This is a genomic window from Pseudomonas hunanensis (assembly GCF_013393325.1).
GTDB classification, from domain to species: Bacteria; Pseudomonadota; Gammaproteobacteria; order Pseudomonadales; family Pseudomonadaceae; genus Aquipseudomonas; species Aquipseudomonas putida_P.
In genome coordinates, this window is record NZ_QJRC01000083.1 from 21,171 (window position 1) to 46,331 (window position 25,161).

Genomic DNA, 25,161 nt, shown 5'->3' on the forward strand with positions numbered 1-25,161 from the left:
GTCGCTCTCGCGCCCCGCTGGCAGAGGTAAAGCCTTTACCGTGCTATCAGACGCTGATGCACAGGTATTTGATTTCGAGGTAGTCCTCGATACCGTACTTGGAACCTTCGCGGCCCAGGCCCGAAGCCTTGATGCCACCGAACGGCGCCACTTCGTTGGAGATCAGGCCGGTGTTGATACCCACCATGCCGTATTCCAGCGCTTCGGCAACACGGAACACGCGGCTCATGTCGCGGGCGTAGAAGTACGAGGCCAGGCCGAACTCGGTGTCGTTGGACATGGCGATGACTTCGGCTTCGTCTTTGAAGCGGAACAGCGGCGCCAATGGGCCGAAGGTCTCTTCCTTGGCGACAGCAGCAGTCTTCGGCACGTCAACCAGAATGGTCGGCTCGAAGAAGTTGCCTTCGATCAGCTTGCCACCGGACAGCACCTTGGCGCCTTTGCCAACGGCGTCTTCGATGTGTTCCTGAACCTTGGCGACAGCCTTGCCGTCGATCAGCGGGCCAGTGGTGGTGCCTTCTTCCAGGCCGTTACCGATCTTCAGCTTGGCCACAGCAGCGGCCAGCTTCTGGGCGAACGCGTCGTAGACGCCGTCCTGCACGTAGATACGGTTGGCGCAGACGCAGGTCTGGCCGTTGTTGCGGTACTTGGAGATGATCGCGCCTTCGACCGCCTTGTCCAGATCGGCGTCGTCGAACACGATGAACGGGGCGTTGCCACCCAGCTCCAGGGAAACCTTCTTGATGTCCTTGGCACATTCTTCCATCAGCTGGCGACCGATTTCGGTCGAGCCGGTGAAGGACAGTTTGCGTACCAGGGAGTTGCCGGTCAGCTCGCCGCCAACTTCACCAGCGCTACCGGTAACCACGCTCAGCACGCCAGCCGGGATACCGGCACGGTGGGCCAGCTCTACCAGGGCCAGGGCGGAGTAAGGGGTTTGCGAAGCAGGCTTGAGCACCATGGTGCAGCCAGCGGCCAGGGCCGGGCCGGCTTTACGGGTGATCATGGCGGCCGGGAAGTTCCACGGCGTGATGGCCGCGGTAACACCGATTGGCTGCTTGATGACGATCAGGCGCTTGTCTGGCTGGTGGCCAGGGATGGTGTCACCGTAGATGCGCTTGGCTTCTTCGGCGAACCACTCGATGAACGAGGCGGCGTAGGCGATTTCGCCCTTGGCTTCGGCCAGTGGCTTGCCTTGCTCGGTGGTCATCAGGCGAGCCAGGTCGTCCTGGTTCTCGATCATCAGTTCAAACCAGCGACGCAGCTTGGCCGAACGCTCTTTGGCGGTCAGGGCACGCCAGGCCGGCAGGGCCTTGTCGGCGGCTTCGATGGCACGGCGGGTTTCCGCGGTACCCATCTTCGGCACGGTACCGATGACTTCACCGGTGGCCGGGTTGGTCACCTTGATGGTCTGGCCGTTGTCCGCATCCAGCCACTCACCATTGATATAGGCTTGCTGGCGGAACAACTGAGCGTCTTTGAGCTGCATGTCGGCTTCCCGAATTGTTGATTGTTGAAAAGCGCCCAAGGCAGGGCATCGAGCGTTTGAAATCTCAAACGAATGCTAAGCGGCTGCTGGGGTGTTGGACAATAGGCTGTTCGAAAAAAAGAACGAATGGTTGAACAGCCGAGTGGAAAATTCATCATCCCGCATGATGGCAACCGGCCTCGTCGCGGACTCATCAGGGCGCCGAACCGCCGCGAAGAGGCCGGTACAGGTTAGACGAATCAACTGAAGGAAATGTGATGGGAGGACCGACGGCCCTCCCGAAGGGGATGAATCAGAACGCCTTGGCCAAGTCGATCACCAGTGCTCGATAACCGACCGAGCCCGGCTGCCGGCTGTGTACCTTCAGTTCCACCAACACCTCCTGGGTCCCGCGCCGCACCTCGTTGAGCACGGTAGTGGTCAATTTTTCGGGGGTGAGGAAGTTCACCGAAGCCGAGTAGATGAACTGGGTGTCGGTCTCTGGCCGGTAGGCCACCACCGAGGTCACCGGGCTGTACCACTCGTCGCCGCGTGCCTTGCCGTACTCCCACACCTGCTCGACCGTGCCCTCGGCTTCGTCGATGCGGTACTCCACTGCCCGGCTGTAGTTGCCGGCCAGCTTGGTCGGCGCAAAGTCACGCCCCCAGCCATTGTCGAACACGGTCAGCGTGCCTTTGCCGGTCAGCCAGGCGGTGTGCTGGGTCCACGACCAATCGAAGCCCTCACTTTCGACCGGTTTCAGCACCTTCTCACGCAAATGCTGCGGCCAGCCTTGGGGGGAGGCGAGAATCCATTTCACCTGCTTGTCACGGCCGATCTTCACCACGCCCTGGTGACGTGCTGAAACGATGATGCTGTCGTCATCGGCGTCGTAATCAATGGCATTGACGTGTGCCCAGTTACGCCCGGTGCCCACCCCCGGCGTGTCACCAAAGGGCAAGTCGCCCTCGGCCAATTCGTTGGCCAACCGCTCGTCCTGTTTCTGCACCCCAGGCGGCAGTTGGATCGCCGCCTTGCCGAGGGTTTCCAGCAGATCGCCTCGGTAGGGGTCGAGGATTTGGTTGAGGTCCCAGAAATCGAGCACATCCCCGGCCTCGCTGACCTCGATGATATGGTCACGAATCGAGCGCACGCGCTTGCCGTCAGGGCGGCGGTAGTCGCTGGTGCCAACCCGTAGCAAGTAGGTGCCATTGCTGGTTTCGCGGATTTCATGGGAAAAGTCGGCGAACTTGTCGGGCAGGCTGCGCTGCCAGATGCGTCGGCCCAGCAGGTCATACTTGGAATAGGTCTGGCCCTGGCCCCAGATCAGCTTGCCGTCGCGGGTCTGCTGGAAGCCCATGGTGCCGCCCAGGCTATCGCGGCGGTTGGAGTCGTGGATCTGTTCGATATCCAGGTACCAGCGCACATCGCCATTGCTGTCGGCAATCCAGTTGTTGCCGACCTGGTCCCATTCCGCCGCACCACCCAGGGCATTCCACTTGAAGGCGCGGCCGCCCGGAATGTCGCCCTGCAGATGGTTGAACAGGTACAGGCGCTTTTCGAAGCCCGGCGCCACTTTGACCGGTTCCACCTCTGGCAACGCAGCAGTCTGCTTCGCCACCACGGGCAGACGCACGGCGGGGGCGTAGATCTGGTACTGCTCGCGAATGCGCTCGCCATCGAGCTTGTAGGTCACTTCCACCTGGTTGACGTGGTCCGGGTACAGGCCAAATACCGGGATACCGCCGTAGGTCCACAGCGAACGGTCGGACACGTCATAGACGATGTCCACGCCCCGCTCACCGCGCCCCAGCACACGGACATGCGCGTCACTCAGGCTGCGCCCGCCGTCGCGGATGATCGCGGTCAGCGGCGCCAGGCGGTACGGGTTGACCACCACGTCGCCGAGCAGCGCTTCGTCGCGCTCCGGGACTTTTGCGGTCAGGCAGGCGCCTTCAGGCAGTGCAGGGGTTTGGGTCTTGGCATTCATGGCATAGCTCCTTGTGCTCAGAAGTCGTAACGGGCGGTTGCGCCGAAGGTGCGTGGGGTGCCGAGCACGCCGGCGTAACCACCGTTGGCGGAGTTCCACAGGCTGGTGAAGTAGGTTTTGTCGCCGGCGTTTTTCACCCACAGCGACAGGTCGACCACGCCGTCGCCCTGGTCCAGGCGCACACCGGCGGAAAGGTTGACCAGCGCGTAGCTGGGGATCTGGCCGAAATCGGAATCGTCAATGGTGCCCACGGCCTTCGAGCGGAAGGCGTAGCTGGCAGTGACGTAGGGCTCGACATGCTCGGTGGCTTGCCACTTGTATTGGGTGTTGAGGTTGGCGATGTACTTGGAGGCGCCGACCACCTGGTGGCCGGACAGATCGCAGGTGGCAGTGGCATTGGCCAGGCTCACCTCCGGCGGGCATGGGGCGTCCTTGTACTCGGTGTAGCGTACGTCGTTCCACGAACCGTTGAAGTTGACCGTGAGGCCACGAATCGGCAGCGCCGTGGCCTCGAACTCCAGGCCGCGCGAGCGCACGCGCCCAGCGTTGGCCAGGTACTGCACGCGGTTGATCTGGTCGTAGACGTTGGCCTGGTAACCATGCACTTCGGCCCAGAACAGATTGCTGTTGAGTTGCAGGCGGCCGTCGAACAAGGTGCTTTTCAAGCCCAGTTCGGCGTTGTTGACCCGCTCGGTGCCCACCAGCAGCGAATCGGTGCCCAGCCGTGGCGCGGCGCCTACAGTCAGGTTTACACCGCCAGATTTCTCACCGTGAGTCAGGGTGGCGTAGCCCAGCAGTTGCTCGCTGAAGCGGTAGCTCAGGCCCAACAGGCCGGAAGGGCTGAAGCTGTATTGGTTGAGGTCGCCCGAATCATAGGCACCTATCCGGGCCTGGCGCGCAGCGGCAGCGGGCCCATTTACCGCGGCACCGCCGCTGGGCGCATCGCGAGTCACCCAGGCGCTCTTTTCTTCGTAGGTTCCGCGGATACCGGCGGTGAAGTCCAGGCGATCGGTGACATGCCAGGTGCCCTGGGCGAACAGCGCGTAGCTGTCGGTATCGATGTGCCCATCACCAATTGTGTTGACGTTGTTCAGCGCACCGGCCGGGGTCAGGTTCCAGACATCCGCCTGCGGCCCGTAATAGGTGAAGGACTTGTTGTCCAGGTCCTGCTTGAAGTAGTAGGCGCCCAGCACATAGTCGAAAGCACCACCGGTGGGCGATGCCAGGCGGATTTCCTGCGAGTACTGCTTGTCACGCACCGATACACCGGCACTGTAGAACACCGGCACGTTCAGGCCGTCGTCGTTGCGCGGGGTGAAGTCCCACCAGCGGTAGGCGGTGATCGAAGTCAGGGTGAAGTCGTTGGGCAAGGTCCAGTTGGCCTCCACCGAAGTGCCGCCCTGGAACACCGTCACCTGCTGGTCGGCGTCGAAATTGACCTTGCGGTCCTTGCCCGACACCAGCGTCGCGCCCGCCTGGGCGGCCAGGCTTTCGTAGCGGTTGACGCCATTGATGGTCGGCCCGGTGCTGTACAGGCTGAGGATGCCGTTGTTGGAGTCTTCTTCGTTGTACTCGCCTATCCAGCGCAGGTTGAAGGTGTCGCTGGGCTTGAACAGCAGTTGGGTGCGAAAGCCCTGGCGCTTGCCGCCGTTGAGGTCGTCACCGTTGTGGATGTTCTTCACATAGCCATCGTCTTCGGTGCGATAGGCGCTGATGCGCCCGGCCAGCGTCTCGCTGATCGGCCCCGAGAAACTGCCCTGGGTTTGCAGGTAGCCGTCTTCGCCGAACGACTGCTGGATGCTGCCTTCGCGGTGGAAGGTGGGCTTGCGCGTGGTGATGTTCAGCACACCAGCGGTGGTGTTCTTGCCGAACAACGTGCCCTGCGGGCCGCGCAGCACTTCCAGCTGCTCGACATCCAGCAGGTCGAATACCGCCATGCCGGGGCGGCCGAGGTAGACGTTGTCCAGGTAGATACCAACGCTGCCTTCCAAGCCGTCGCTGGCCGGGTTGTTACCCAGGCCACGGATCGAGATGCTCGACTGGCGCGCATGCACATAAGCGACGTTGGTGCTGGGCACCAACTGTTGCAAATCCTGCACGCGGTAGATGCGCTGAGTTTCCAGGGTTTCGCTGTCCAACACGCTGATCGGCGTGGGCACGCTTTGCGCGGTTTCTTCCCGGCGACGAGCATTGACCGTGACGGTGCCGAGCTTGGCTTCCTGTTCCACCGCCGGGGTGGCACTGACCGGCGCTTCGGCAAAGCTTCCGGAGGACGCCGCCAGCAGCACGCCAGCGGCCAAGGGTTGCAAGGTGAAACGCGACGCGCGCGCAGGCCAACGGGAAAGTCCGGACATGCAAATGCTCCTTGAGGCATGGGCCCTGGCGAGCATTTCCGTTGGCGGAACCGAGTCGCGGTCAGACGGGCTTATATTCTTTTAAGTGATATAAATATTTGTAATTCATATTTAGTGGAATAAGTAACACCCTTTATAAGGGGACTCACCCTTGTCAGCAATTGCATTTGACCGAAGGTTTTAATGTAGAAAATGCATATCGATCTGCGTCAACTGCGCCACTACATTGCCCTTGTCGAGCACCGCAGTTTCGTGGCGGCTGCGGCGGCGGTTAACCTGTCGCAATCGGCTTTCAGCCGCAGCATCCAGACCCTGGAGCACAACATCGGCTGCCGCCTGGTGGACCGCGCCAGCAAGGAACTGGCGCCAACCCGCCAGGGGTTGCTGGTGCTGGAGCATTCGCGGCGGCTGGTGCATGGGGCGCACAACCTGGTCAACGAAATTCACCAATTCAACGGCGCAACCACCGGGGTGGTGCGCTTTGGCTCCGGCCCCGCGCCAGCCGGTGGTTTGGTGCCGCGTGCGGTGGCGCGCTTCGTGGCCGAATTCCCGGCGGCGCGCACCTGCTTCCAGGTGGACAACTGGCAGGCGCTGAACCGCAAGCTGGTAGCCGAGGAGATCGAGTTTTTCGTTGCCGACACCCGCCAGTTCGAGTCTGACCCGGATTACCAAGTGCACAAGCTGACGCCGCAACGCTGGCATTTTTGCTGCCGCGCCGGGCACCCGCTGACCAAGCGGCAGAGCGTGCTGGCACGAGACCTGTTCGACTATCCGATGGCCACCACTTTTCGCCCGCCGAATATCCGCAAGATCCTCAGTGACCTTAGTGGGCGGCAGGACTTTTTGCCTGCGGTGGAGTGCGAGCATGGGTACGCGCTGCTGAATGTGGTGATGCACTCGGACACCATCGGCATTGCCTGCAATGCCAATTTGCGGCCTTATCAACGCGACGGCGGGCTGGTGAAGTTGCAGCTGGCGGACCTGACGCCGGAGCAGGAAGAAGCGTGCCATACACGCTATGGAGTGGTGAGCCGGGTGGGGTATGGCTTGTCGCCGTTGGCGCAAGGGCTGGTGAGGCAATTGATTGCCTGTGATTCCGAGATGTAGCTGGGGGCTTCGCCCCCGGATCGCAACACAAGGCCGCTACACATTGGCTCGGCGTGCGCCGTGCTTTTGTGGAAGCGGCCTTGTGTCGCGACAGGGCCGCAAAGCGGCCCCGGCACTCTCAACCTTTACGCGTAGTTCGGCTCAGTTGACCATCCACACCCACCGGCACTTCTCCCGCCAATGTCACCCGGCGCACAACCCGCGGCTGGGTCCCATAATCATCCACCGCATAATGCTGCGTCGCGCGGTTATCCCAAATCGCCACATCCCCCACCTGCCAGCGCCAGCGCACAGTGTTCTCCAGGCGCGTCACATGCCCTTGCAGCACAGCGAACAGGTGCTGCGAATCTGCCAGCGAATAGCCCTTGATGCGTTTAACGAAGTGCCCCAATTGCAGTGCCCGCTCACCACTGATCGGATGCACGCGTACCACCGGGTGCTCGGTTTCGTACACGGTCGATGTGAATACCTTGCGATAACGCTCAAGCTTGGCCGGGTCTACATCTGGCTTGATGCTGGCGTAGTCGTATTCGTTGCTGTGCACCGCCCACAGCTTGTCGGCCAGCTCGCGCAGCGGCTCAGGCAATTCCTGGTAGGCCGCAGCCGTGTTGGCCCACACGGTATCGCCACCGGATGCCGGCGCCACCACGCTGCGCAGGATCGAGGCTTTGGGGTAGGCATCGACGAAGGTCACGTCGGTGTGCCAGGAGTTGGCTCGCTGACCTTCGGCACCATCCAGTTGCAGCAGGTAGCTGGTGCCATCGACCACCGGTACGGTCGGGTGGGCCACCGGCTCGCCGAGCAGTTTGGCAAAACCTTCCTGGCTCTGGTCATCCAGGTGGGTCTGCTCACGGAAGAAGATCACTTTGTGTTGTACCAGGGCCGCCTGAATAGCCTCGACGGTAGCTGCGTCGAGGTCGGCGGACAGTCTTACCCCGCGGATTTCGGCGCCGATACGGCCGGCAACCGGGTGAATGTCGAGTTCAAGGGCTTGTGGCGCGGTGGCCAGGGCAGCATTGCTCATGGTCGTGGTCCTTGCGGTCATTGTCGGGGTTTTTGATGGTTCAGCGGGCGGCCTGCACGGCCTGCTCCTGTTTCAGCGCAGCATCGAGGAAACGCGGTTCGATCCAGTCGGCCACCTGGAAGCCACGGCGAATCAAACGCTCCTTGGCAGCCAGGTCGACGCCTTGCTGCAGTTGGCCGACGAATCCGGCGTCCAGGCGTGGGTCGAAGTAGTGGGCGAGGTCTTCCTTGGCCAGGTCATCGCTGAGGATGCTGCGCGGCCAATTGGCGTTGCTGGCCACCAGATCGATGTAGGCCTGACGGTTGTGTTCGTCGCGCAGCCAGGCACTGGCCTGCTCCTGGGCATTGACCAGGCGCTGCACCAGCTCGGGGTATTGACGGATGAAATCGCCGGTGCCCAGCAGCACTGCCTGGGTGCTGCCGGCGCCTTCGAGGTCACGCGAATTGACCGGTAGCTCGACCAGCCCGCGCTCACGCAGCGATAGCAGGTTGGACAGGCCCCAGGTGGCATCGATCTGCTTGGCCGCCAGCGCAGCGTTGGCGGCGTTGAAATCGAGGTTTATCACCTTCAGCTCACGCTCGCTCAGCCCCTGGCTGGCCAGGGCGCTGGCGAACGACAACTGGTTGGCAGTGCCGCGGAACACCGCCACACGCTTGCCCTTGAGGTCGTGCAGGGTCTTGATGCCAGAGCCCGGTACCACCCCCAGGTAGCTCTTCACCCCGCGCACGCCCGCCGACAGCACGCGGGTATCCAGGCCATTGGCCTTGCCGACGATCGCCGCCAGGTCGCCGAGGTACGCGAAATCAGCCTGGCCGTTGGCCAATGCCTCGTTCACCACCGGCCCGGCACCCTTGAAAAAGCGCCAGTCGATGCGGATGCCGTCCTTGGCGAATTCCTTCTCCAGCAATTGCTGGTCACGCAGTACATCGACCACACCACCGGCGCTGGGCTTGCTGCCGGCGCTCAGGTCGGGGACGGCGATGCGGATGCTTGCTGGCCTGGCCGGTTCAGCCGCGTGGGCACTTAGGGTGAACGCCAGCCCAAGGGCGGTAATCAGGTGACGCAACGGGGTTTTCATGGCAAGGCTCCTTGGCAGGCTGCCACCGGCGATGGCCGGCGCTTTGGCCAGAAGCTAGGCAGGTCTGGTTAGAACCCACAAAGATCAAAATTTCATTTTTTAGTAACTGAAAGGCATAAATCAGGCTGCATGCGGGCCTGAGCGGGGCTTGCGGAAAACGCATGGAAAATATGAGGAAAACGCAACGGCAAGGGGCTTCCCCATGCAGAGGACGCATGCTCTTATCTCTTGAATGCTGATTAAGTTAATTTTTAATTCCATAAGTGAATAACTTAACAACGCTTCGGGAAATGGCCTATGAATGGAGTGCTGAGCAGGAATCGGGGGGGGCCGCTACGCGGCCCATTCGCGGCGCAAGGCCGCTCCCACAGGGACCGCATTCTCTCTGTGCAGCGGGTTCTGCCGTGGTTGCTGCCTGTGCTGATTGCGCTGCTATGGGAGGTGGCCAGCCGGCAGCACTGGATGAGCGAGCAGATACTGCCGGCACCAGCGCTGGTGTGGCAAAGCGCGCTGGAGTTTGGCGCCGGCGAGCTTTGGGGACACCTGTGGATAAGCTTGCAGCGGTTGTTCTGGGGGCTGGCGGTAGGTATCGGCAGCGGCTTGCTGCTGGGTGTATGGCTGGGCGCTTCGCGTCAGGCGCAGACATTGGTGCTGCCAACCTTCGTGGCGCTGGCGCAGATTCCGACCCTGGCCTGGATCCCGTTGTTCATGCTGTTCTTCGGCATCGGCGAGTTGCTCAAGCTGGTGGTGCTGGTGAAAGCCGTGGTGGTCCCCATCACCTTGCACACGCTGGTCGGTGTGCGCGATGCCCAGCCCAAGCTGCGCGAGGCCGCCGCGGCGCTACGCCTGCCTCGCCATCTGCTGTTTCTGCGCCTGTTGCTACCGGCGGCCCTGCCCGCCTTTCTGACTGGCGTACGCCTGGCACTGGCCACCGGCTGGACCTCACTGCTGGCGGTCGAGTTGCTGGCTTCCAGCGAGGGGATCGGTTACCTGATGGTCTGGGGGCGGCAGCTGTTCATGCTCGACCTGGTGCTGCTGTGCATCCTGGTGATCGGCCTGGTCGGTGCCGTGCTGGAGCGCAGTTTTTCGGCCCTGGAACATCGCCTGCTTTACTGGCCGCAACCGGCCACAGGAGAACACCAGCGCGGTGCTGTGCCGCGTGGCTGGCAAAGCCTGCTGCTTCCCTTGGCGATACTGGCGCTGTGGCAGGCCAGCAGCAGCTTCGGTTGGGTCGACCCGAATATCTTGACCTCGCCACTGGAGGTACTGCGCACGCTGCTGGTCGGCCTGGCTGATGGTTCGCTACCACAAGCCTTGCTGCTCAGCCTGCAACGCACCCTGACCGGCTTGCTGCTGGGTGGCGGCGCTGGCCTGCTGGCCGGCTTGGTGCTAGGGCTGTCCCGTAATGCCGAGCGCCTGTTCGGGCCGAGCCTGACAGCCTTGCGCCAGGTGGCGCTGTTCGCCTGGGTGCCGCTGCTCACCGCCTGGTTCGGCCTGGGCGAAGGGGCCAAGCATGTATTCGTCGGGCTGGCCGCGTTCTTCCCGTTGCTGATCGCTACCCAGCGCGGTATCGCCGGCCTCTCACCACAGTTGGGCGAAGCCGCCCGCACCCTGCGTCTGGGTCTGTGGCAACGCTTGCGCCTGCTGGTACTGCCCGGTGCGGCCCCGGGCATTTTCGCGGGCCTGCGCCTGTCGCTGATCTATGCCTGGCTGGGCACCATCGGTGCCGAATACTTCATGCCCTCGGACGGCGGCATCGCCAGCCTGATGATCGGTGCCCAGCAGCTGTTCCGTATGGACCAGGTGATGGCCGCCATGCTGTTGATCGGCCTGGTCGGCGCCCTGCTCGGCACCCTTGGACAACGCCTTGAATCGCGCGCCACGCGCTGGAGAACCGCATGAACGCCTTCAACACTTCGCACCTGCACGCGGCCAACCAGCCCGACGCAACCCCGCCCCTGGTCAGTTTCGAAGGGGTGGGCAAAGTGTTCAGCGTCGATGGCCAACCGCTCGAGGCCATCCGCAACTTCAACCTTTCGATCAACCAGGGCGAGTTCATCGCCATCGTCGGCGCTTCCGGCTGCGGCAAGTCCACCCTGCTGCGCCTGCTGGTGGGGTTGGATACCGACTACAGCGGCAGCATTCGCATCGACGGCCACGCCGTCAGCGGTATTGGTGGCGAACGTGGCATCGTGTTCCAGGAGCATCGGCTGTTTCCCTGGTTGAACGTGGAACAGAACATTGCGCTGGGCCTGGCCAACGAGTCGCTCACCCAAGGTGAGCGCGCCCGGCGGGTACATGAATTCGTACAACTGGTGGGGCTGGTCGGCTTCGAATCGGCCTATCCACACCAGCTGTCCGGTGGTATGGCCCAGCGTGTGGCGATAGCCCGTGGCCTGGTAGCCAGCCCGCGCATCCTGCTGCTCGACGAGCCGTTCGGCGCACTGGATGCGCTGACCCGCCAGCAACTGCAGGACGAATTGCTGGCCATTCGCGAGCGGGCGGGCATCACCACCTTGCTGGTGACCCACGATGCCGAAGAGGCGACGTACCTGGCGGATCGGGTTGTGGTGCTGGAGCCACGGCCGGGTCGCATCAAATCGGTGGTGGGCATAGACCTGCCGCACCCGCGCTTGCGCTCCGGCGTAGCGCTGCACGGCCTGCGCGAAAAGGTGCTGCACCAGATCACCGGCGACGGCGGCTACCTGCCGCCACCGTCACGCCGTGTAGAGGGCCTGAGCCCCGAGTTGATCGCCCTCTGAGAAGTCGGCATGCATCCGGCCTGTAGGGATCTGCACAACCAATAAGGTAAAAACAGCTACAGATCAAGGCGATGGACGTCACCGATTCAGATGGGTATCATGCGTGCGCGTTGCACTCGTAGCTCAGCTGGATAGAGTACTGCCCTCCGAAGGCAGGGGTCGTGGGTTCGAATCCCGCCGAGTGCGCCATATCAAAAAAGCCCTGGGCCTGAGCCCGGGGCTTTTTCGTTTGTGCGACAAGTCGCGTTTCTGGTACTCCCGTGCCACGGGTCATTGGTGTTAGCGTGGGCGTCTTCCCGTTTCCGGACGGGTAACCCATAACAATGATTGGCGAAGGAATGCGCGCAACCATGCACCTGAAAAAACTCACCGCCACCACCCTGCTGCTGGCCAGCATCGGCTTGTTCACTCAGCCAGCCCAGGCCAACCTCACCCAGCAGCAGTCCGCTGCCATCGTCAAAGCCTTCGACGGCAGCGACCCAAGCGACTTCAAGCAGTTCCTCGGCAAGCTCAAAGGCAGCGACTTGGCCAAGGCCGATAACCTCGAGGCAACCCTCGACGCCTACCTGGCCAACACACCATTGGCCGCCGAGCAACAGGACGAAATCAACCGCCTGCTCGGCCTGTATACCCGCATCAAGTACGGCAAGGCTGCAACCGAAACCCTGCGCGAACTGGTGGCCATTCCCACCTTCAACGTCGAGGGCACGCCGCAGTACGAAAACCCTGAGTTCCTCAAGATCGCCGACAAGATCAAGGCCCTGGCCGACAGCTTCGGCCTGGCCTTCCGCAACATCGACAACCGGGTGTACGAAATTTCGCTGGGTAGCGGCAAGGAAGTGATCGGCATCCATGCCCACGCCGACGTGGTACCGGTCAACCCGGACAACTGGAAGCTGGCCGACGGTACGCGCTTGGACCCGTTCAAGGTCACCCTGGTCGGTGACCGCATGTACGGCCGCGGCACCGAAGACGACAAGAACGGCATCGTGGTGGCGATGTATGCACTGAAGGTAGCCAAGGATGAAAACTTGCCGCTCGCCCGGCAGTTCAAGCTGCTGATCGACACCACCGAAGAAACCAGCGGTGATGCCATCCCCTACTATTTCGAGCGCAACCCTACACCTGACTACAACCTGGCCCTCGACGGCGGCTACCCAGTGGTCATCGCCGAAAAAGGCTACGGCACGGTCATGGCCAGCTTCAGCAAGCGCCCGGCCACGGGCAAGGGTGCCGAAATCGTCAACCTGACCGGTGGCCTGGCCACCAACCAGATCCCGACCACATCGGTGGCGACCCTGGTGTCCGACAACCCGGCACAGCTGGCCAAACACCTGCAGCAAGCCGGCAGCAAGTATGTGAAGCAGCACGGAAGCGACTTCAGCATCGATGCCAAGGCCGACGGCAAACAGGTGTTGCTCACCGTGACCGGTGTTTCCGCCCACTCTTCGGAGCCGGAGTCCGGGGTGAACCCGGTTGCTCGCATGCTCGACTTCATCAACGGCCTTGGCCAGCAGGTACCACTCAAGCACAACCAGTTCACCGATGCGGCCCGCTACGCGGCCGACAACTGGGGCCTGGACTACCTTGGCAACAAGCTCGGCGTGGCCTTCAAGGACCCGTTCATGGGCCCACTGACCGCCTCGCTGACCTTTGTCGGCGTGGATGACAAGGGCCTGAAATTGGCGGTGAACCTGCGCATCCCCAAAGGCAAACCCATTGCCACGATCAAGGATGAACTGGCCGACAAACTGGGCAAGTGGACCCGGCAAAGTCACACCTCGGTGGCGTTCGACTATAGCCTGGACGAACCGATGTACCGCAACCCCGAAGGCGAATGGGTGAAAGCTTTGCTTGCTGTGGCCTCCGAGAACCTGGGCATGAAGCATGAGTTCGGCACCTCGGCCGGCGCGACCTCGGTGCACGACTTGCCCAATGGCGTACAGTTCGGCCTGGCCATGCCGGACGTGAAATACACCGGGCACAACGACAACGAGTTCAAGACCGTGGACCAGTTCATGCTGGACCTGCAGGTAGTGAGCGAGATGGTGGCACGGCTCGGGCAAATGCCGAAGCTTTGATTGGCAGTACCGGCCTCTTCGCGGCTAAAGCCACGAGGAGGCCGGCCCAGGCAAACACCCATGCCGTTTTTCAATCGACTCCATGCCGTTTCCTGCATTGCCGTGCAGAGCGCCGTACCGGATGCTTTAGTTACACCGAGACAGCGCTTTTTTCACCCGCAGAGGCCCGTATGAAGACCGTCGAACAAATCCTCAAGACCAAGTCCCAGCACCAGACCGTTTACACCATCGGCCCGGATGACTCGGTGCTCGACGCCCTGAAAATGCTGGCGGAGAAAAACGTCGGTGCGCTGCCCGTGGTCGAGGGCAACCAAGTGGTGGGTATCGTCAGTGAACGGGACTATGCGCGCAAACTCGTACTCAAAGGCCGCTCTTCCGCCGCCACACCGGTGCGCGAAATCATGAGTGCACCGGTGGTCACCGTGGAGCCCAAGCAAAAGCTCGACTTCTGCATGAACCTGATGACCGACCGTCACCTGCGTCACCTGCCGGTGGTCGACAACGGCAAACTGCTCGGCCTGCTGTCGATCGGCGACCTGGTGAAGGAAACCATCGCCGAACAGGCCAGCCTGATTCAACAAATGGAACAGTACATCCGCGGCGAGTGAGCCCCTTCAATGGTAGGCGCGCTCCAGCTCGTCCAGCTGATGGTCAAAACTGCGCAGGCGCGCCGACCAGGTGTACACCAGCACTTCCAGGTCACGGTTCAGTACTGCCGTATTGCCGTGGCCGCTGTGCGTGGGTTCGCCCAGGTCCAGCTGGTAGCGCTCACGGGCCATGGCCTGGGCCACGCTGGACAGGTCGCGGGCGTTGGCCAGCCAGTGGTGATGATGGTCATGGATTTCGCGATCGAGCACCCGGCACTGGCGCTTCAGCGCATCCAGGCTCTGCTCCAGCGGCGTGCCCTTGAGCTCGCCCATGACTTCTTCGAAGGTGCGCCCCGAATGCCAGTAGCTGCCCCAGAAATACCGGTCGAATACGGTTTCGACGCGGCGCAGCGCCACCTTGGTGTTCCAGATGGTCAGCAACGTTCGCCCCTGGATCACTTCGCGCTTGTTCAGGTGCAACTGCTGCCAGGCGATCCAGGTCAGCGCCACCAGTACAACCGCCACGGTGACTGCGGCAGCGGCATACAGGAAATGCACCGCCTGGTTCATCTGTTGCGTCTGCCTGATGCCATAGAAGTAACTGGCCGTCAGGGTGCCCAGGATCGTCACGGAACACCAGAAACCTGGTGCGTAGGGATCTTTCATCGCGCTATCCCCTTATTGTTTTCCTGAGCATAGCAACGGCCGATCACTCGTCAGGTGCCGCTCGGCGCTTTATTTTCGGGGGCGGCGCAACGCTTCGTTGAGTTGATCGAACGGCACCGCCCAATCGGCATCTTCAATGATGCTCTCCTTGAGAAAAGCACGCTGAGAGTCGGTCCAGAACGGCGCATCCACCAGCTTGGTTTCATTCTTCAGCGGCGAATGGCTGGTAATGAACTGATCGATGCTCTTGGGATCGTCGGGCAAGCCCAACTGCTTGAACAGGTCGGCAAAGGGATGGGTCGGCGCTTCCATGGTTCCTCCTAAGCGCCAGGTAGGCCGTCCACGACGCCCGCCTGGCAGTGGTGTGAAAACATCAGCACAGCTCGCGCACTTCAGCGTGCGGCACCAGCTTCATGTACTGCTCCATGCTCATGTGGATCAAGTGATCGTGATCACCCGCCTCCAGGTAGACATCACCCTGGCGGGTTAGGCTCGGGTCGAGCAGCATTTTTATCTGGTAAGCATCGCCAAGGGCCGGCACTGCGCCGCGCTCGCAGTCATTGAACAAGCTTGGCAAGCCACTTTCACGGGTCAGTTGCCAAGCCCCGGACATGCGAACCTTGCTCATGTCCAGATGCCGGTTGGCCGGCAGCACGGCCATGATGTAGTTGCCATGACGGTCATCGAGCATCACCGACTTGGCGACCCGCTCGGCGGGCACGCCGGCCGTGCGGGCCGACTCCAGGCTGGTGGCCGAATGTGGGTGGGGAATGATGTCGTAGTCGCAGTTGGCCTTGTCCAGGCGGGCCTGCAGGGTCTTTGCCATACGCATGATGCACCTCCGGTTTCGCCCCCCAATCTCCAATTTTAGGCCGGGCCGCGGCAGGCAGGGCTAAACTTGTGTAATACAGGCAAACGAGGTGACGACAGGTGATCGCCCGCAGCTGGTGCTGGGTGTTGCTGCTGTTGTTGCTTGGCATCACGCCAGGTGGCCAGGCAGCGCCTGGTGCAGTGTGGGTGCTGGGCATCGATGACGCCATCGGCCCGGCCAGCGCCGACTACCTGGTGCGCAGCCTCGCTCAGGCTCAGGCGCAGCGCGCGCAACTGGTGGTTATCCGCATGGATACCCCTGGCGGGCTGGACAGCGCCATGCGCCAGATGATCAAGGCGATTCTCGCCAGCCCCGTGCCAGTTGCCACCTACGTCGCACCCAGTGGAGCCCGAGCCGCCAGCGCGGGTACCTACATTCTCTACGCCAGCCACGTCGCCGCGATGGCTCCTGGCACCAACCTGGGCGCCGCCACACCGGTGCAAATCGGCGGTCCGCCAGGCCCGGGCAAGGACGACAAGGGCAAAAATGGCGAAGAGGAAACCCTGGCACGCAAGCAGGTCAATGATGCCGCGGCCTACATCCGCGGCCTTGCCCAGCTGCGAGGGCGCAATGCCGAGTGGGCGGAGAAGGCTGTGCGCGAGGCCGTCAGCCTGTCGGCCAGCGAGGCGTTGCGGCTGAACGTGATCGACCAGGTTGCCGATGACCTGCCCGACCTGTTGCGCAAACTCGACGGCAAAACGTTCATGGTCGCCGGCCAGCCTCAGCAACTGCACACCACAGACGCAAGCCTGGTCGAACACCTGCCGGACTGGCGCACACGGGTACTGGCGGTGATCACCAATCCCAGCGTGGCGCTGATCCTGATCATGATTGGCGTGTACGGCCTGCTGTTCGAATTCATGAACCCTGGCTCTGCGGTGGGCGGCGTAGTCGGCGGCGTCTGCCTGCTGATGGCGCTGTACGCCCTGCAGCTATTGCCGGTGAGTTTCGCCGGCGTGGCACTTATCCTGCTCGGCATTGCCTTCATGATCGCCGAAGCCTTCTTGCCCAGTTTCGGCGTGGTCGGCTTTGGCGGCATCGTTGCCTTCGTGGTCGGCGCATTGATCCTGATCGATACAGACGCCCCCGGTTTTGGCATCCCGCTGGCCTTGATCGGCACCCTGGCACTGCTCTCGGCATTACTGATCGGCGGCGTACTAGGCATGGCCCTCAAGGCCCGCCGACGGGCACTGGTCAGCGGGGACGCCGGCCTGGTCGGCAGCCTGGTCACCGTTACCCAGGTAATGCCAGACAATCCGTTCTGTGGCCTTGTGCTGGCCCAGGGCGAGCAATGGCAAGCGCAGTGCGCAACAGTGCTGCAAGCCGGCCAGAACGTGCGGGTAACCGCGCGCCATGGCGTCATGCTGCAAGTGAGCGCTGCCGCCGCCGCGCAAGGAGAATGACCATGTTCATGCAAATGGGTTTCGGCGCCGTGCTGATCGTGCTGGTGATGCTGTTGCTGTCGGCGTTTCGCATCCTGCGCGAATACGAACGCGGTGTAGTGTTCCAGCTGGGGCGCTTCTGGCAGGTCAAGGGGCCGGGGCTGATCCTGCTGATCCCGGTGATCCAGCAAATGGTGCGGGTCGACCTGCGCACGGTGGTGCTGGATGTGCCGCCGCAGGACGTGATCACCCGCGACAACGTCTCGGTCAAGGTCAACGCGGTGTTGTACTTTCGCGTGCTCGACCCCCAGAAAGCGATCATCCAGGTCGAGGACTTTTTGGTAGCGACCAGCCAGTTGGCCCAGACCACACTGCGTGCGGTACTGGGCAAACATGAATTGGATGAGCTACTGGCCGAGCGCGAGCAGTTGAACCTGGACATCCGTCAGGTGCTGGATGCTCAGACAGACGCCTGGGGCATCAAGGTGGCCAATGTCGAGATCAAGCACGTCGACCTCAACGAATCGATGGTCCGCGCCATCGCCCGGCAGGCCGAGGCCGAACGCGAACGGCGGGCCAAGGTGATCCATGCCGAGGGGGAATTGCAGGCGTCGGAGAAGTTGATGCAGGCAGCACAGATGTTGGGCAAGGAGCCTGGGGCGATGCAGTTGCGCTATATGCAGACGCTGGGGGCGATTGCGGGGGACAGGACCTCGACCATTGTCTTCCCGATGCCGGTGGACTTGCTGACGGGGCTGGTAGACAAGCAGAAACAATAAAGGCCGCTATGCAATTCCTGTAGGAGCGGCCTTGTGTCGCGATGGGCTGCAAAGCAGCCCCCGTGGCCCGATCAGAGAGGTGCGCGGCGCAGGGTCGCCAGGAAGGTCGCCGCCCCAATGAACAACCCGGCAAAAGTCCGGTTCAAACGCTTCTGCTGTTTAGGCGTACGCAGCAAGCGCAACACACGCGAAGCCAACCCGGTGTACCCGGCCATCACCAGCATGTCCACAGTGACCATGGTCACGGTGATCGCCACATACTGCGGCAGCAGCGGCGCATGCGGGTTGAGGAACTGCGGCAGCACCGCCAGCATGAAAACCAGCGCCTTGGGGTTGCTGACGTTGACCAAGAAGCCACGCAAGACCAGGCTCAGCGGTTTGCCGATCGGGCGCACGCCGGATTCATCGGTCATGTCCATCGGCAAGGCACGCCACTGCTTGTACGCCAGGTACACCAGGTAGGCGACGCCAAACCATTTGATGACCTGAAACGCCGTGGCCGAGGCAGCCAGGATGGCACCGACGCCGGCAGCGATGATGGCGATCTGCAGGATCAGGCCTAGCTGCAGGCCCAGGGCATTCCAGTAACCACGCCAGAAACCATATTGCAGGCCACTGGACATCGAGGCAATCGCCCCGGCACCGGGTGAAAGGCTGATCACCCAACAGGCGGCAAAGAAGCCCAACCATACTTCCATCGACATCACACACCTCGCTCGAACATTTGTTGCAAAACGTTAAGCTAAGGTTTTGGTGAAAAAATAACCAGCGATTTTTGATGGATTTCTATCGCCTGTACCGGCCTCTTCGCGGGCAAGCCCGCTCCACAAGTACAGGTTCAGTCCGCTTCGCCAGCCGGCTCTTTGTGCATCGTCTGCACCTCAGCCCCGCGCCAGCGCCGCACCGACTTCTGGAAGAACTGGCTATTGGGCACCTGCACCAAGGCCCCACCCGCTTCGGGCATTTCCAGCAGGGTGGTAAACAGCAGGTTGATGGCGATCACCCGGCCTTTCACGCCCGGCTTGTCCAGGGTGTCGACCAGTTCGACCACATCACCGATGCGAAACGGCCCGACCGTGAAGATCAGCACCGCGCACAGCAGGTTGGACAGCACGCTCCACATGGCGAAAAACGCCACCGCCGCCACCGCGACAAAGCCGGACAATGCCGTCCACAGCACGGTCGCCGAAACACCCAGGCGCTCCAGCACGAACAGCAGTGCGCTGCCCATTATCAGCCAGCGCAGGCCGCCACGCACCGGGACCAGCAGTTCTGGCGGCAGCGGGTAACGCTGGCCCAGGCGGCTCAACCCGCGAGCAACGATGCGCTGCAGGAGGAAGGCTGCCACCAGGATCAACAGAATCTGCAAGCCCAGCCAGAAGGTGTCCATCCATTGTCCTGGCAGCAGCGACCGCAGTTCTTCCATCAGGACAACGCCTCGAGCTCGGCCTGCATGCTTTCGAGGGTTTCCAGCGCTTCCATCCAGGCCTCTTCCAGCTCACCTTCGCGTTGCTTGAGCTTGGTCTGGCGCGCCAGCAGGTCACGCAATTCGTCCTTGCGCGCCGCTTCGTAGAGGCCACCATCACCCAGCGCGGTCTCGATCTCGGCCAGTTGCACGTGCACCTGGTTGAGCTCGGTTTCCAGCTTGTCGGCTGCCTTCTTGTGCGGTGCCAGTTGCTGGCGCAAGGCTGCGGCAGCCTGACGCTGGGCTTTCTTGTCGGTCTTGTCCGGGTTGACCGGGGCGGTACTGGCCGGCGCGCTGCGCTGGCGGTACTCAACCAGCCAGCGGCTGTAATCTTCCAGGTCACCGTCGAAGGTATCGACCTTGCCGTCGGCCACCAGCAGGAAGTCGTCGGTGGTGCTCTTGAGCAAATGCCGGTCGTGGGACACCACCACCACGGCACCGGCAAACTCCTGCAGGGCCATGGTCAGCGCCAGGCGCATTTCCAGGTCGAGGTGGTTGGTCGGTTCGTCAAGCAGCAGCAGGTTTGGCCGCTCCCAGGCGATCAGCGCCAACGCCAGGCGGGCCTTTTCACCACCGGAGAAGTTCACCACTGGCTCGTCGCAACGGGCGCCATGGAAGTCGAAGCCGCCAAGGAAGTCGCGCAGGGTCTGCTCACGCTCGGTGGGGGCGATGCGCTGCAGGTGCAGCAGCGGGCTGGCCTTGTCATCCAGCGAGTCCAGCTGGTGCTGGGCGAAGTAGCCTACCGCGAGGTTTTCGCCACGGACCAAACGGCCCGACAAAGGCTCCAACTCACCGGCGAGGTTCTTGATCAGGGTGGACTTGCCGGCGCCGTTGGGGCCGAGCAGACCAATACGAGCACCCGGGGTGAGCTGCAGCTTGACCTTTTCAAGGATGGCCTTGTCGCCATAGCCAAGGCAGCCTTCGGACAGGCTCAGCAACGGGCTGGAAATTTTCTGCGATTCGCGGAAGACAAAGTCGAACGGCGAATCGACATGCGCCGCCGACAACTCCTCCATGCGCTCAAGGGCCTTGATCCGGCTTTGCGCCTGGCGGGCCTTGGTGGCCTGAGCCTTGAAGCGGGCGATGTACTTTTCCATGTGCGCGCGCTGCGCCTGCTGCTTTTCGTAGGCCTGCTGCTGCTGCGCCAGGCGTTCGGCACGGGTGCGCTCGAAGGCGGTGTAGCCGCCTTTGTACAGGTTCAGCTTGCGCTGCTCGACGTGCAACACATGGTCGACCACGGCATCGAGGAAGTCAAGGTCGTGGGAGATCAGCAACAGCGTGCCGGGGTAGCCCTTGAGCCAGTCTTCCAGCCACAGGATGGCGTCCAGGTCGAGGTGGTTGGTGGGTTCGTCGAGCAACAGCAGGTCGGACGGGCACATCAGTGCCTGGGCCAGGTTCAGGCGCATCCGCCAGCCACCGGAGAAGTCGCCGACGCGGCGGTCCATCTGTTCGTTGGTGAAGCCCAGGCCGGCCAGCAACTTGCGCGCGCGGGCGTCGGCGGTGTAGCCGTCGGCGCTTTCCAGTTCACTGTGCAGGCGCGCCAGGGCGGTGCCGTCGTGGGCCTGCTCGGCCGCGGCCAGTTCGGCTTGGACCTTGCGCAGGCGCACGTCGCCGTCGAGCACATAGTCCACGGCCAGGCGGTCGAGGGTGTCGACCTCCTGGCGCATATGGGCGATGCGCCAGTCACCGGGCAGTTGGCAGTCACCGGCATCGGGCGACAGCTCACCGCGCAGCAGGGCGAACAGGCTGGATTTTCCGGCGCCGTTGGCGCCGATCAGGCCGGCCTTGTGACCGGCGTGCAGGGTCATCTCGGCGCCTTCTAGCAAGCGCTGCGGACCACGCTGTAAAGTGAGGTTGGATAGTCTGATCATGATGGTCGCGGAGTCTACCAGCTTCCTCGGCCCATAGCGCGAGTGGAACCATGCACAACGACCTGTGGAGTTACGCCCTGGCCCTGTATGCCAGGCCCGGCGTGGAAGCCGCGTGCCTTGAGCTGCAAGCGCAAGGTGGCGATGTCTGCCTGCTGTTGTGCGCAACCTGGCTGCAGGCACGTGGCGTGGTCATGCTGGACGAGCGCGCGCAAGCGCTGCAGGAAGTTGTCGAGCCCTGGCAGCGTGAAGTGGTGGCCCCGTTACGCAGCCTGCGCCAACAATGGCGGGCGGCAGCGTCGCATGATGCGCAACTGGCTGCGTTGCGTGAGCAGGTGAAGGGGTTGGAGTTGCAGGCAGAAAAAACGTTGCTGGAGCGCTTGCAGGAACGCTCGCGACAGTGGCCCGGGGGCTCCCATGAGCCCTCGGACGACTGGCTGGCCCGGCTGACGCCGGCCCCTGCCCGGCACCACGACGCGCTGGATCAACTGCGCGTCGCGGCGGCTGCGCTTCAGGACGCCGAAGACGGTGCCTGAGCCGGGGTGCTGGCGGGTGTCGACGCGGCTGCCGAAGTGGCCGGGGTCGCCGAGTTGGTTGTAACGGCCGGGGTGCTGCCGGCTGGCGTAGCGGGTTTGGCTTCGGCTGGCTTGCTGGCAACAGGCTTGGCGGCTGGCTTGGTGGCTGTGCGTGCAGGTGCCTTGGCGGTAGCTGGCTTGGCAGCTGGGGCTTTGGCGGCGGGCTTGGCTGCAGGTTTGGCAGCAGCAGTCACTTTGGCAGCTGGCTTGGCTGCAGGTTTGGCGGCAGCGGTCGCTTTGGCGGCGGGTTTGGCTGCAGGTTTGGCAGCAGCGGTCGCTTTGGCGGCGGGCTTGGCTGCAGGTTTGGCGGCAGCGGTCGCTTTGGCGGCTGGCTTGGCTGCAGGTTTGGCGGCAGCCGTCGCTTTGGCGGCGGGCTTGGCTGCAGGTTTAGCAGCGGCGGTCGCTTTGGCGGCTGGCTTGGCTGCAGGTTTAGCAGCGGCGGTCGCTTTGGCGGCGGGCTTGGCTGCGGGTTTCGCAGCAGCGGTCGCTTTGGCGGCGGGCTTGGCTGCAGGTTTCGCAGCAGCAGTCGCTTTGACGGCTGGCTTGGCCGCAGGTTTGGCAGCAGTAGTCGCTTTGGCAGCGGGCTTGGCCGCAGGTTTGGTAGCACGCAGGTCAAGAGCCTTGGCTGCGGCCTCGCGAACTTTACCTACACCTTGGGCCAGTTTGAGGCTGTCCTGGGCGTCGCGCTTGAGTTGCTGAATGTAAGAACGAGTCTGGGTTTGACGTTCCTTGAGGGCGTCGAGCAACTGTTCAAGTTCGCCAATGGCTTTTTGCGCCTTGGTTTGCGCCTTGGCTTTACCCGCCTTGGCCGCGTCTTGCAGTTTCAGGCGACCGTTGTGCAGTTTTTCCTGCGCCTTGCCACGCTGTTTTTCCAACTTGGCCAACAGTTTTTCCGCATCAGCCAGCGCTTGCGAGCAGGCTTCTTCCAAGTGTTCGAGCAAGCTGCCCGAAAGTTGCTGGAGCAGGTGTAACGGCGTACTTACTGGCTTCTTTTTGGCCGACATGGTTTACCTCCTGGCTGACGAGATTGCGGCTCATACTATGCTTCTGCTGCTACCGCCGCTAGGGCATGTTGACCGTAATATTTACGCCGCGTTGCATGCCTGGGCAAAGTTGTTATCTTGCAGCTGCGTGAAAGTGTAGTTGCTGAATTAATCACTGCTGGTATTTGGGAGTCCGGCGTTGCCTCGATATCTTGTTTTAGGTTTATGCCTGCTGGCCCCCATCGCCTTGGCCGACAGCGACGACCATGACCTGGCCTACAGCCTGGGCGCCAGCCTGGGTGAGCGGCTGCGTCAGGAGATGCCGGGCTTGCAGCTGGATGCACTGGTCGAAGGCCTGAAGCAGTCCTATCAGGGGCAACCCCTCAAGCTCGACAAGGCACGCATGCAAGCGGTGCTCCAGCAGCATGAAGCGCAGGAAGGTGACGCCTCGGTGCAAAAGCTGCAGGCCGCAGAAACACGCTTCATGGCCAACGAGCGTGGGCGTTACGGGGTACACGAACTAGCGGAAGGTGTGCTCTACAGCGAACTGCAAGCAGGTACGGGTGCGCAGCCAAAAGCAGGCGGCAAGGTGCAGGTGCGTTATGTGGGCAGGTTGCCTGATGGTTCGGTGTTCGACCAGAACCAAACGCCCCAGTGGTTCAACCTGGATTCTGTAATCGAGGGCTGGCAGGTGGCCTTGCCGAAGATGCACGCGGGCGCCAAATGGCGCCTGGTGATTCCTTCAGCGCAAGCCTATGGCGCCGAGGGGGCGGGTGATTTGATTGCCCCCTACACCCCCCTGGTGTTCGAGATCGAACTGCTGGCGGTTGGCGACTGACGCCAACCTTCAGGCCTGCACCGCGCCTTCTTCCTTGTGCGCGTTGTGCAGCACCTCGATCAGGCAATCTTCAAGTTCGAAGCGCTCATGCAACAGCCCGCCCAACTTGGCCAGCTTTTCGGCAAAGCGCTCGGTGTCCTTGCACTCACCCTTGGCGCAATGGTCATTGAAGGCCAGTGCGATCTGTGTGCTGTCGTTGATCCGTGGGTTGATTTCTTCGGCCAGCTTCAGCGCCTTCTCGTCCCCGAAAGCCTTGGCCTCGCTGGCCAATTGCTCGCAGACTTCGAAGTGCCACGCCGAAACGTAATCGACCAGGAGCGCGCAAAAGTCCCCGTTGGTGTCCTTGTCGGCAAAGGCTGGCTTCACATCGCGCAGGGCGCGAAAAGCCTGCACCAGTTCCTGGCGCTCCTCCAGCCAACGGTCGATCAGCTTGTGAACCCCACCCCAGCGTTCCTGGGCGTTCTGACAACTATCGAGCATGGCGATCTCTTCCCTTCTGGGTAGATGCCGCTGCACCTCGCACCACGACCGCGCAGCACAAAGGTGTCATCAGCAGGACGGCATCGAGCAGTTGTGTTTTCGGTATGCGTGCTGGGAGATTATTCCCGCGCGTGCTGGCCTTCAAGGTACGCAGCACACAAAGTTCATACAAGTGTTTAATACACTGTTATATCGCCATTGGTCGCGCTAATGGCGCAACCTTGCGCCAGGTCATGTTCTTGCCAGGGTGCGGAAACGATACGCCAGCAGGCAACTCAAGGGCAGCACCGCCAGCAGCAGGAAGGCCAACAGGCTCCACTCCGGCAGTGTCAGGTCGAGAAAGCTCCAGGTAAGCGAGCTGCAATCGGGCCCCCCCAGCAACAGTTGCCGCGCCGCCTCGGCCCAGGAGTGCTCGAACACCCGCCCGATCGGCGCCGGGCACATATGGATGACCCCATGAGCACCCTGCAACCAGACATGCCGCGCGGCCAGCACCGCGCCGGCCAGCGAGCAGCCCAGCGCCACCCGCGCATAACGAAGGGTGCCCCGCGTGCCCGGTGCCTGCAGCACCGCCGCGAGGCACAGCAGCGCGTAAAGGCCAAGCAGTAACCGCTGGCTGAAGCACAAGGGGCAAGGCACCAACCCCAGTGTATTTTCCAGGTGGAATGAAACAACCAGTACCGCCATTGCAGCCAGGCAGGCAGGAAGAAAAAGGGTGCGCAAATGGGCCGGAAGCATGGGCTGGGTAAGTCCCGGGGAGATGTTGTGGTTTGAAACGGTAGAGGAAAGACACGCTTTGTTTC

At 62.4% G+C, this 25,161-nt stretch carries 23 protein-coding genes and 1 tRNA gene; 10 read left to right on the top strand and 14 right to left on the bottom strand.

The annotated features are described in order from the left end of the window. Positions 1-46: 46 nt before the first annotated feature. From gabD to DM807_RS10870, 3 genes are all read right to left on the bottom strand, one after another. Complete coding sequence (gabD, locus tag DM807_RS10860) at positions 47-1,489, bottom strand: NADP-dependent succinate-semialdehyde dehydrogenase (RefSeq protein WP_012270020.1); 1,443 nt, start codon at positions 1,487-1,489, stop codon at positions 47-49. A gap of 292 nt (positions 1,490-1,781) precedes the next feature. Then, the gene (locus DM807_RS10865) at positions 1,782-3,458 is read right to left on the bottom strand and encodes an aryl-sulfate sulfotransferase (RefSeq protein ID WP_069943160.1); all 1,677 of its coding nucleotides are present in this window, start codon (positions 3,456-3,458) and stop codon (positions 1,782-1,784) included. A gap of 17 nt (positions 3,459-3,475) precedes the next feature. Beyond that, entirely contained in the window at positions 3,476-5,812 is a 2,337-nt protein-coding gene (locus DM807_RS10870; RefSeq protein WP_179027367.1) for a TonB-dependent receptor, read from the bottom strand. A 192-nt stretch (positions 5,813-6,004) separates the two neighbouring features. Here DM807_RS10870 and DM807_RS10875 point away from each other — a divergent pair, with 192 nt between their 5' ends. Beyond that, complete coding sequence (locus DM807_RS10875; RefSeq protein ID WP_179027368.1) at positions 6,005-6,919, top strand: LysR family transcriptional regulator; 915 nt, start codon at positions 6,005-6,007, stop codon at positions 6,917-6,919. 118 nt (positions 6,920-7,037) lie between these two features. Here DM807_RS10875 and DM807_RS10880 read toward each other — a convergent pair whose 3' ends face one another. Further along, positions 7,038-7,943 carry a TauD/TfdA dioxygenase family protein gene (locus tag DM807_RS10880; RefSeq protein ID WP_060514238.1) on the bottom strand — a complete coding sequence of 302 codons (906 nt, stop codon included), beginning with the start codon at positions 7,941-7,943 and terminating at the stop codon, positions 7,038-7,040. A 40-nt stretch (positions 7,944-7,983) separates the two neighbouring features. Next, positions 7,984-9,021 carry an ABC transporter substrate-binding protein gene (locus DM807_RS10885; protein WP_060514239.1) on the bottom strand — a complete coding sequence of 346 codons (1,038 nt, stop codon included), beginning with the start codon at positions 9,019-9,021 and terminating at the stop codon, positions 7,984-7,986. A 297-nt stretch (positions 9,022-9,318) separates the two neighbouring features. Here DM807_RS10885 and DM807_RS10890 point away from each other — a divergent pair, with 297 nt between their 5' ends. From DM807_RS10890 to DM807_RS10910, 5 genes are all read left to right on the top strand, one after another. Next, on the top strand, positions 9,319-10,923 hold the full coding sequence (locus DM807_RS10890) for an ABC transporter permease (protein WP_244965025.1): 1,605 nt from the start codon (positions 9,319-9,321) through the stop codon (positions 10,921-10,923). Beyond that, the gene (locus DM807_RS10895; RefSeq protein ID WP_179027369.1) at positions 10,920-11,783 is read left to right on the top strand and encodes an ABC transporter ATP-binding protein; all 864 of its coding nucleotides are present in this window, start codon (positions 10,920-10,922) and stop codon (positions 11,781-11,783) included. Before DM807_RS10890 ends, DM807_RS10895 begins: the two co-directional genes overlap by 4 nt. A gap of 112 nt (positions 11,784-11,895) precedes the next feature. Further along, positions 11,896-11,972, top strand: a tRNA-Arg gene (locus DM807_RS10900). 161 nt (positions 11,973-12,133) lie between these two features. Continuing rightward, the gene (locus DM807_RS10905; RefSeq protein WP_179027370.1) at positions 12,134-13,864 is read left to right on the top strand and encodes a dipeptidase; all 1,731 of its coding nucleotides are present in this window, start codon (positions 12,134-12,136) and stop codon (positions 13,862-13,864) included. 170 nt (positions 13,865-14,034) lie between these two features. Then, a complete protein-coding gene (locus tag DM807_RS10910) occupies positions 14,035-14,472 on the top strand; it encodes a CBS domain-containing protein (RefSeq protein ID WP_012270011.1) in 438 nt (145 codons plus the stop codon). A 6-nt stretch (positions 14,473-14,478) separates the two neighbouring features. On the opposite strand, the gene DM807_RS10915 is transcribed toward DM807_RS10910, so the two are convergent. The 3 genes from DM807_RS10915 to DM807_RS10925 all read right to left on the bottom strand — a co-directional run bounded on the left by DM807_RS10915 (position 14,479) and on the right by DM807_RS10925 (position 15,949). Then, a complete protein-coding gene (locus DM807_RS10915) occupies positions 14,479-15,117 on the bottom strand; it encodes a hypothetical protein (RefSeq protein ID WP_012270010.1) in 639 nt (212 codons plus the stop codon). Positions 15,118-15,186: 69 nt separating this feature from the next. Continuing rightward, positions 15,187-15,429: a DUF2789 domain-containing protein gene (locus DM807_RS10920; RefSeq protein WP_012270009.1), complete on the bottom strand. Its 243-nt coding sequence runs from the start codon at positions 15,427-15,429 to the stop codon at positions 15,187-15,189. A gap of 61 nt (positions 15,430-15,490) precedes the next feature. Next, the gene (locus DM807_RS10925) at positions 15,491-15,949 is read right to left on the bottom strand and encodes an aminoacyl-tRNA deacylase (protein WP_012270008.1); all 459 of its coding nucleotides are present in this window, start codon (positions 15,947-15,949) and stop codon (positions 15,491-15,493) included. Between the two features lie 98 nt (positions 15,950-16,047). On the opposite strand from DM807_RS10925, the gene DM807_RS10930 reads away from it, so the two are divergent. Beyond that, positions 16,048-17,391, top strand: a complete 1,344-nt coding sequence (locus tag DM807_RS10930) for an NfeD family protein (RefSeq protein ID WP_060493604.1) — start codon at positions 16,048-16,050, stop codon at positions 17,389-17,391. 2 nt (positions 17,392-17,393) lie between these two features. Further along, complete coding sequence (locus DM807_RS10935; protein WP_179027371.1) at positions 17,394-18,149, top strand: slipin family protein; 756 nt, start codon at positions 17,394-17,396, stop codon at positions 18,147-18,149. Between the two features lie 71 nt (positions 18,150-18,220). On the opposite strand, the gene DM807_RS10940 is transcribed toward DM807_RS10935, so the two are convergent. From DM807_RS10940 to DM807_RS10950, 3 genes are all read right to left on the bottom strand, one after another. Beyond that, the gene (locus tag DM807_RS10940; RefSeq protein WP_179027372.1) at positions 18,221-18,853 is read right to left on the bottom strand and encodes a LysE family transporter; all 633 of its coding nucleotides are present in this window, start codon (positions 18,851-18,853) and stop codon (positions 18,221-18,223) included. A 134-nt stretch (positions 18,854-18,987) separates the two neighbouring features. Next, positions 18,988-19,575, bottom strand: coding sequence for a mechanosensitive ion channel family protein (locus tag DM807_RS10945; protein WP_012270004.1), 588 nt, complete (start codon positions 19,573-19,575; stop codon positions 18,988-18,990). Next, positions 19,575-21,485: an ATP-binding cassette domain-containing protein gene (locus DM807_RS10950; protein WP_179027373.1), complete on the bottom strand. Its 1,911-nt coding sequence runs from the start codon at positions 21,483-21,485 to the stop codon at positions 19,575-19,577. The genes DM807_RS10945 and DM807_RS10950 overlap by 1 nt, the downstream gene beginning before the upstream one ends. 50 nt (positions 21,486-21,535) lie before the next feature. Here DM807_RS10950 and DM807_RS10955 point away from each other — a divergent pair, with 50 nt between their 5' ends. Continuing rightward, positions 21,536-22,018 (top strand): TIGR02444 family protein, encoded by a 483-nt coding sequence (locus DM807_RS10955; protein WP_179027374.1) that lies wholly within the window; start codon positions 21,536-21,538, stop codon positions 22,016-22,018. On the opposite strand, the gene DM807_RS10960 is transcribed toward DM807_RS10955, so the two are convergent. Next, complete coding sequence (locus tag DM807_RS10960; protein ID WP_179027375.1) at positions 21,994-23,061, bottom strand: AlgP family protein; 1,068 nt, start codon at positions 23,059-23,061, stop codon at positions 21,994-21,996. The genes DM807_RS10955 and DM807_RS10960 overlap by 25 nt on opposite strands. 178 nt (positions 23,062-23,239) lie before the next feature. Here DM807_RS10960 and DM807_RS10965 point away from each other — a divergent pair, with 178 nt between their 5' ends. Next, entirely contained in the window at positions 23,240-23,878 is a 639-nt protein-coding gene (locus DM807_RS10965; protein ID WP_012270000.1) for an FKBP-type peptidyl-prolyl cis-trans isomerase, read from the top strand. Positions 23,879-23,887: 9 nt separating this feature from the next. Here DM807_RS10965 and DM807_RS10970 read toward each other — a convergent pair whose 3' ends face one another. Further along, positions 23,888-24,358 (bottom strand): Rsd/AlgQ family anti-sigma factor, encoded by a 471-nt coding sequence (locus DM807_RS10970; RefSeq protein WP_012269999.1) that lies wholly within the window; start codon positions 24,356-24,358, stop codon positions 23,888-23,890. A gap of 231 nt (positions 24,359-24,589) precedes the next feature. Further along, positions 24,590-25,096, bottom strand: coding sequence for a disulfide bond formation protein B (locus DM807_RS10975; protein ID WP_012269998.1), 507 nt, complete (start codon positions 25,094-25,096; stop codon positions 24,590-24,592). Between the last annotated feature and the right edge of the window lie 65 nt (positions 25,097-25,161).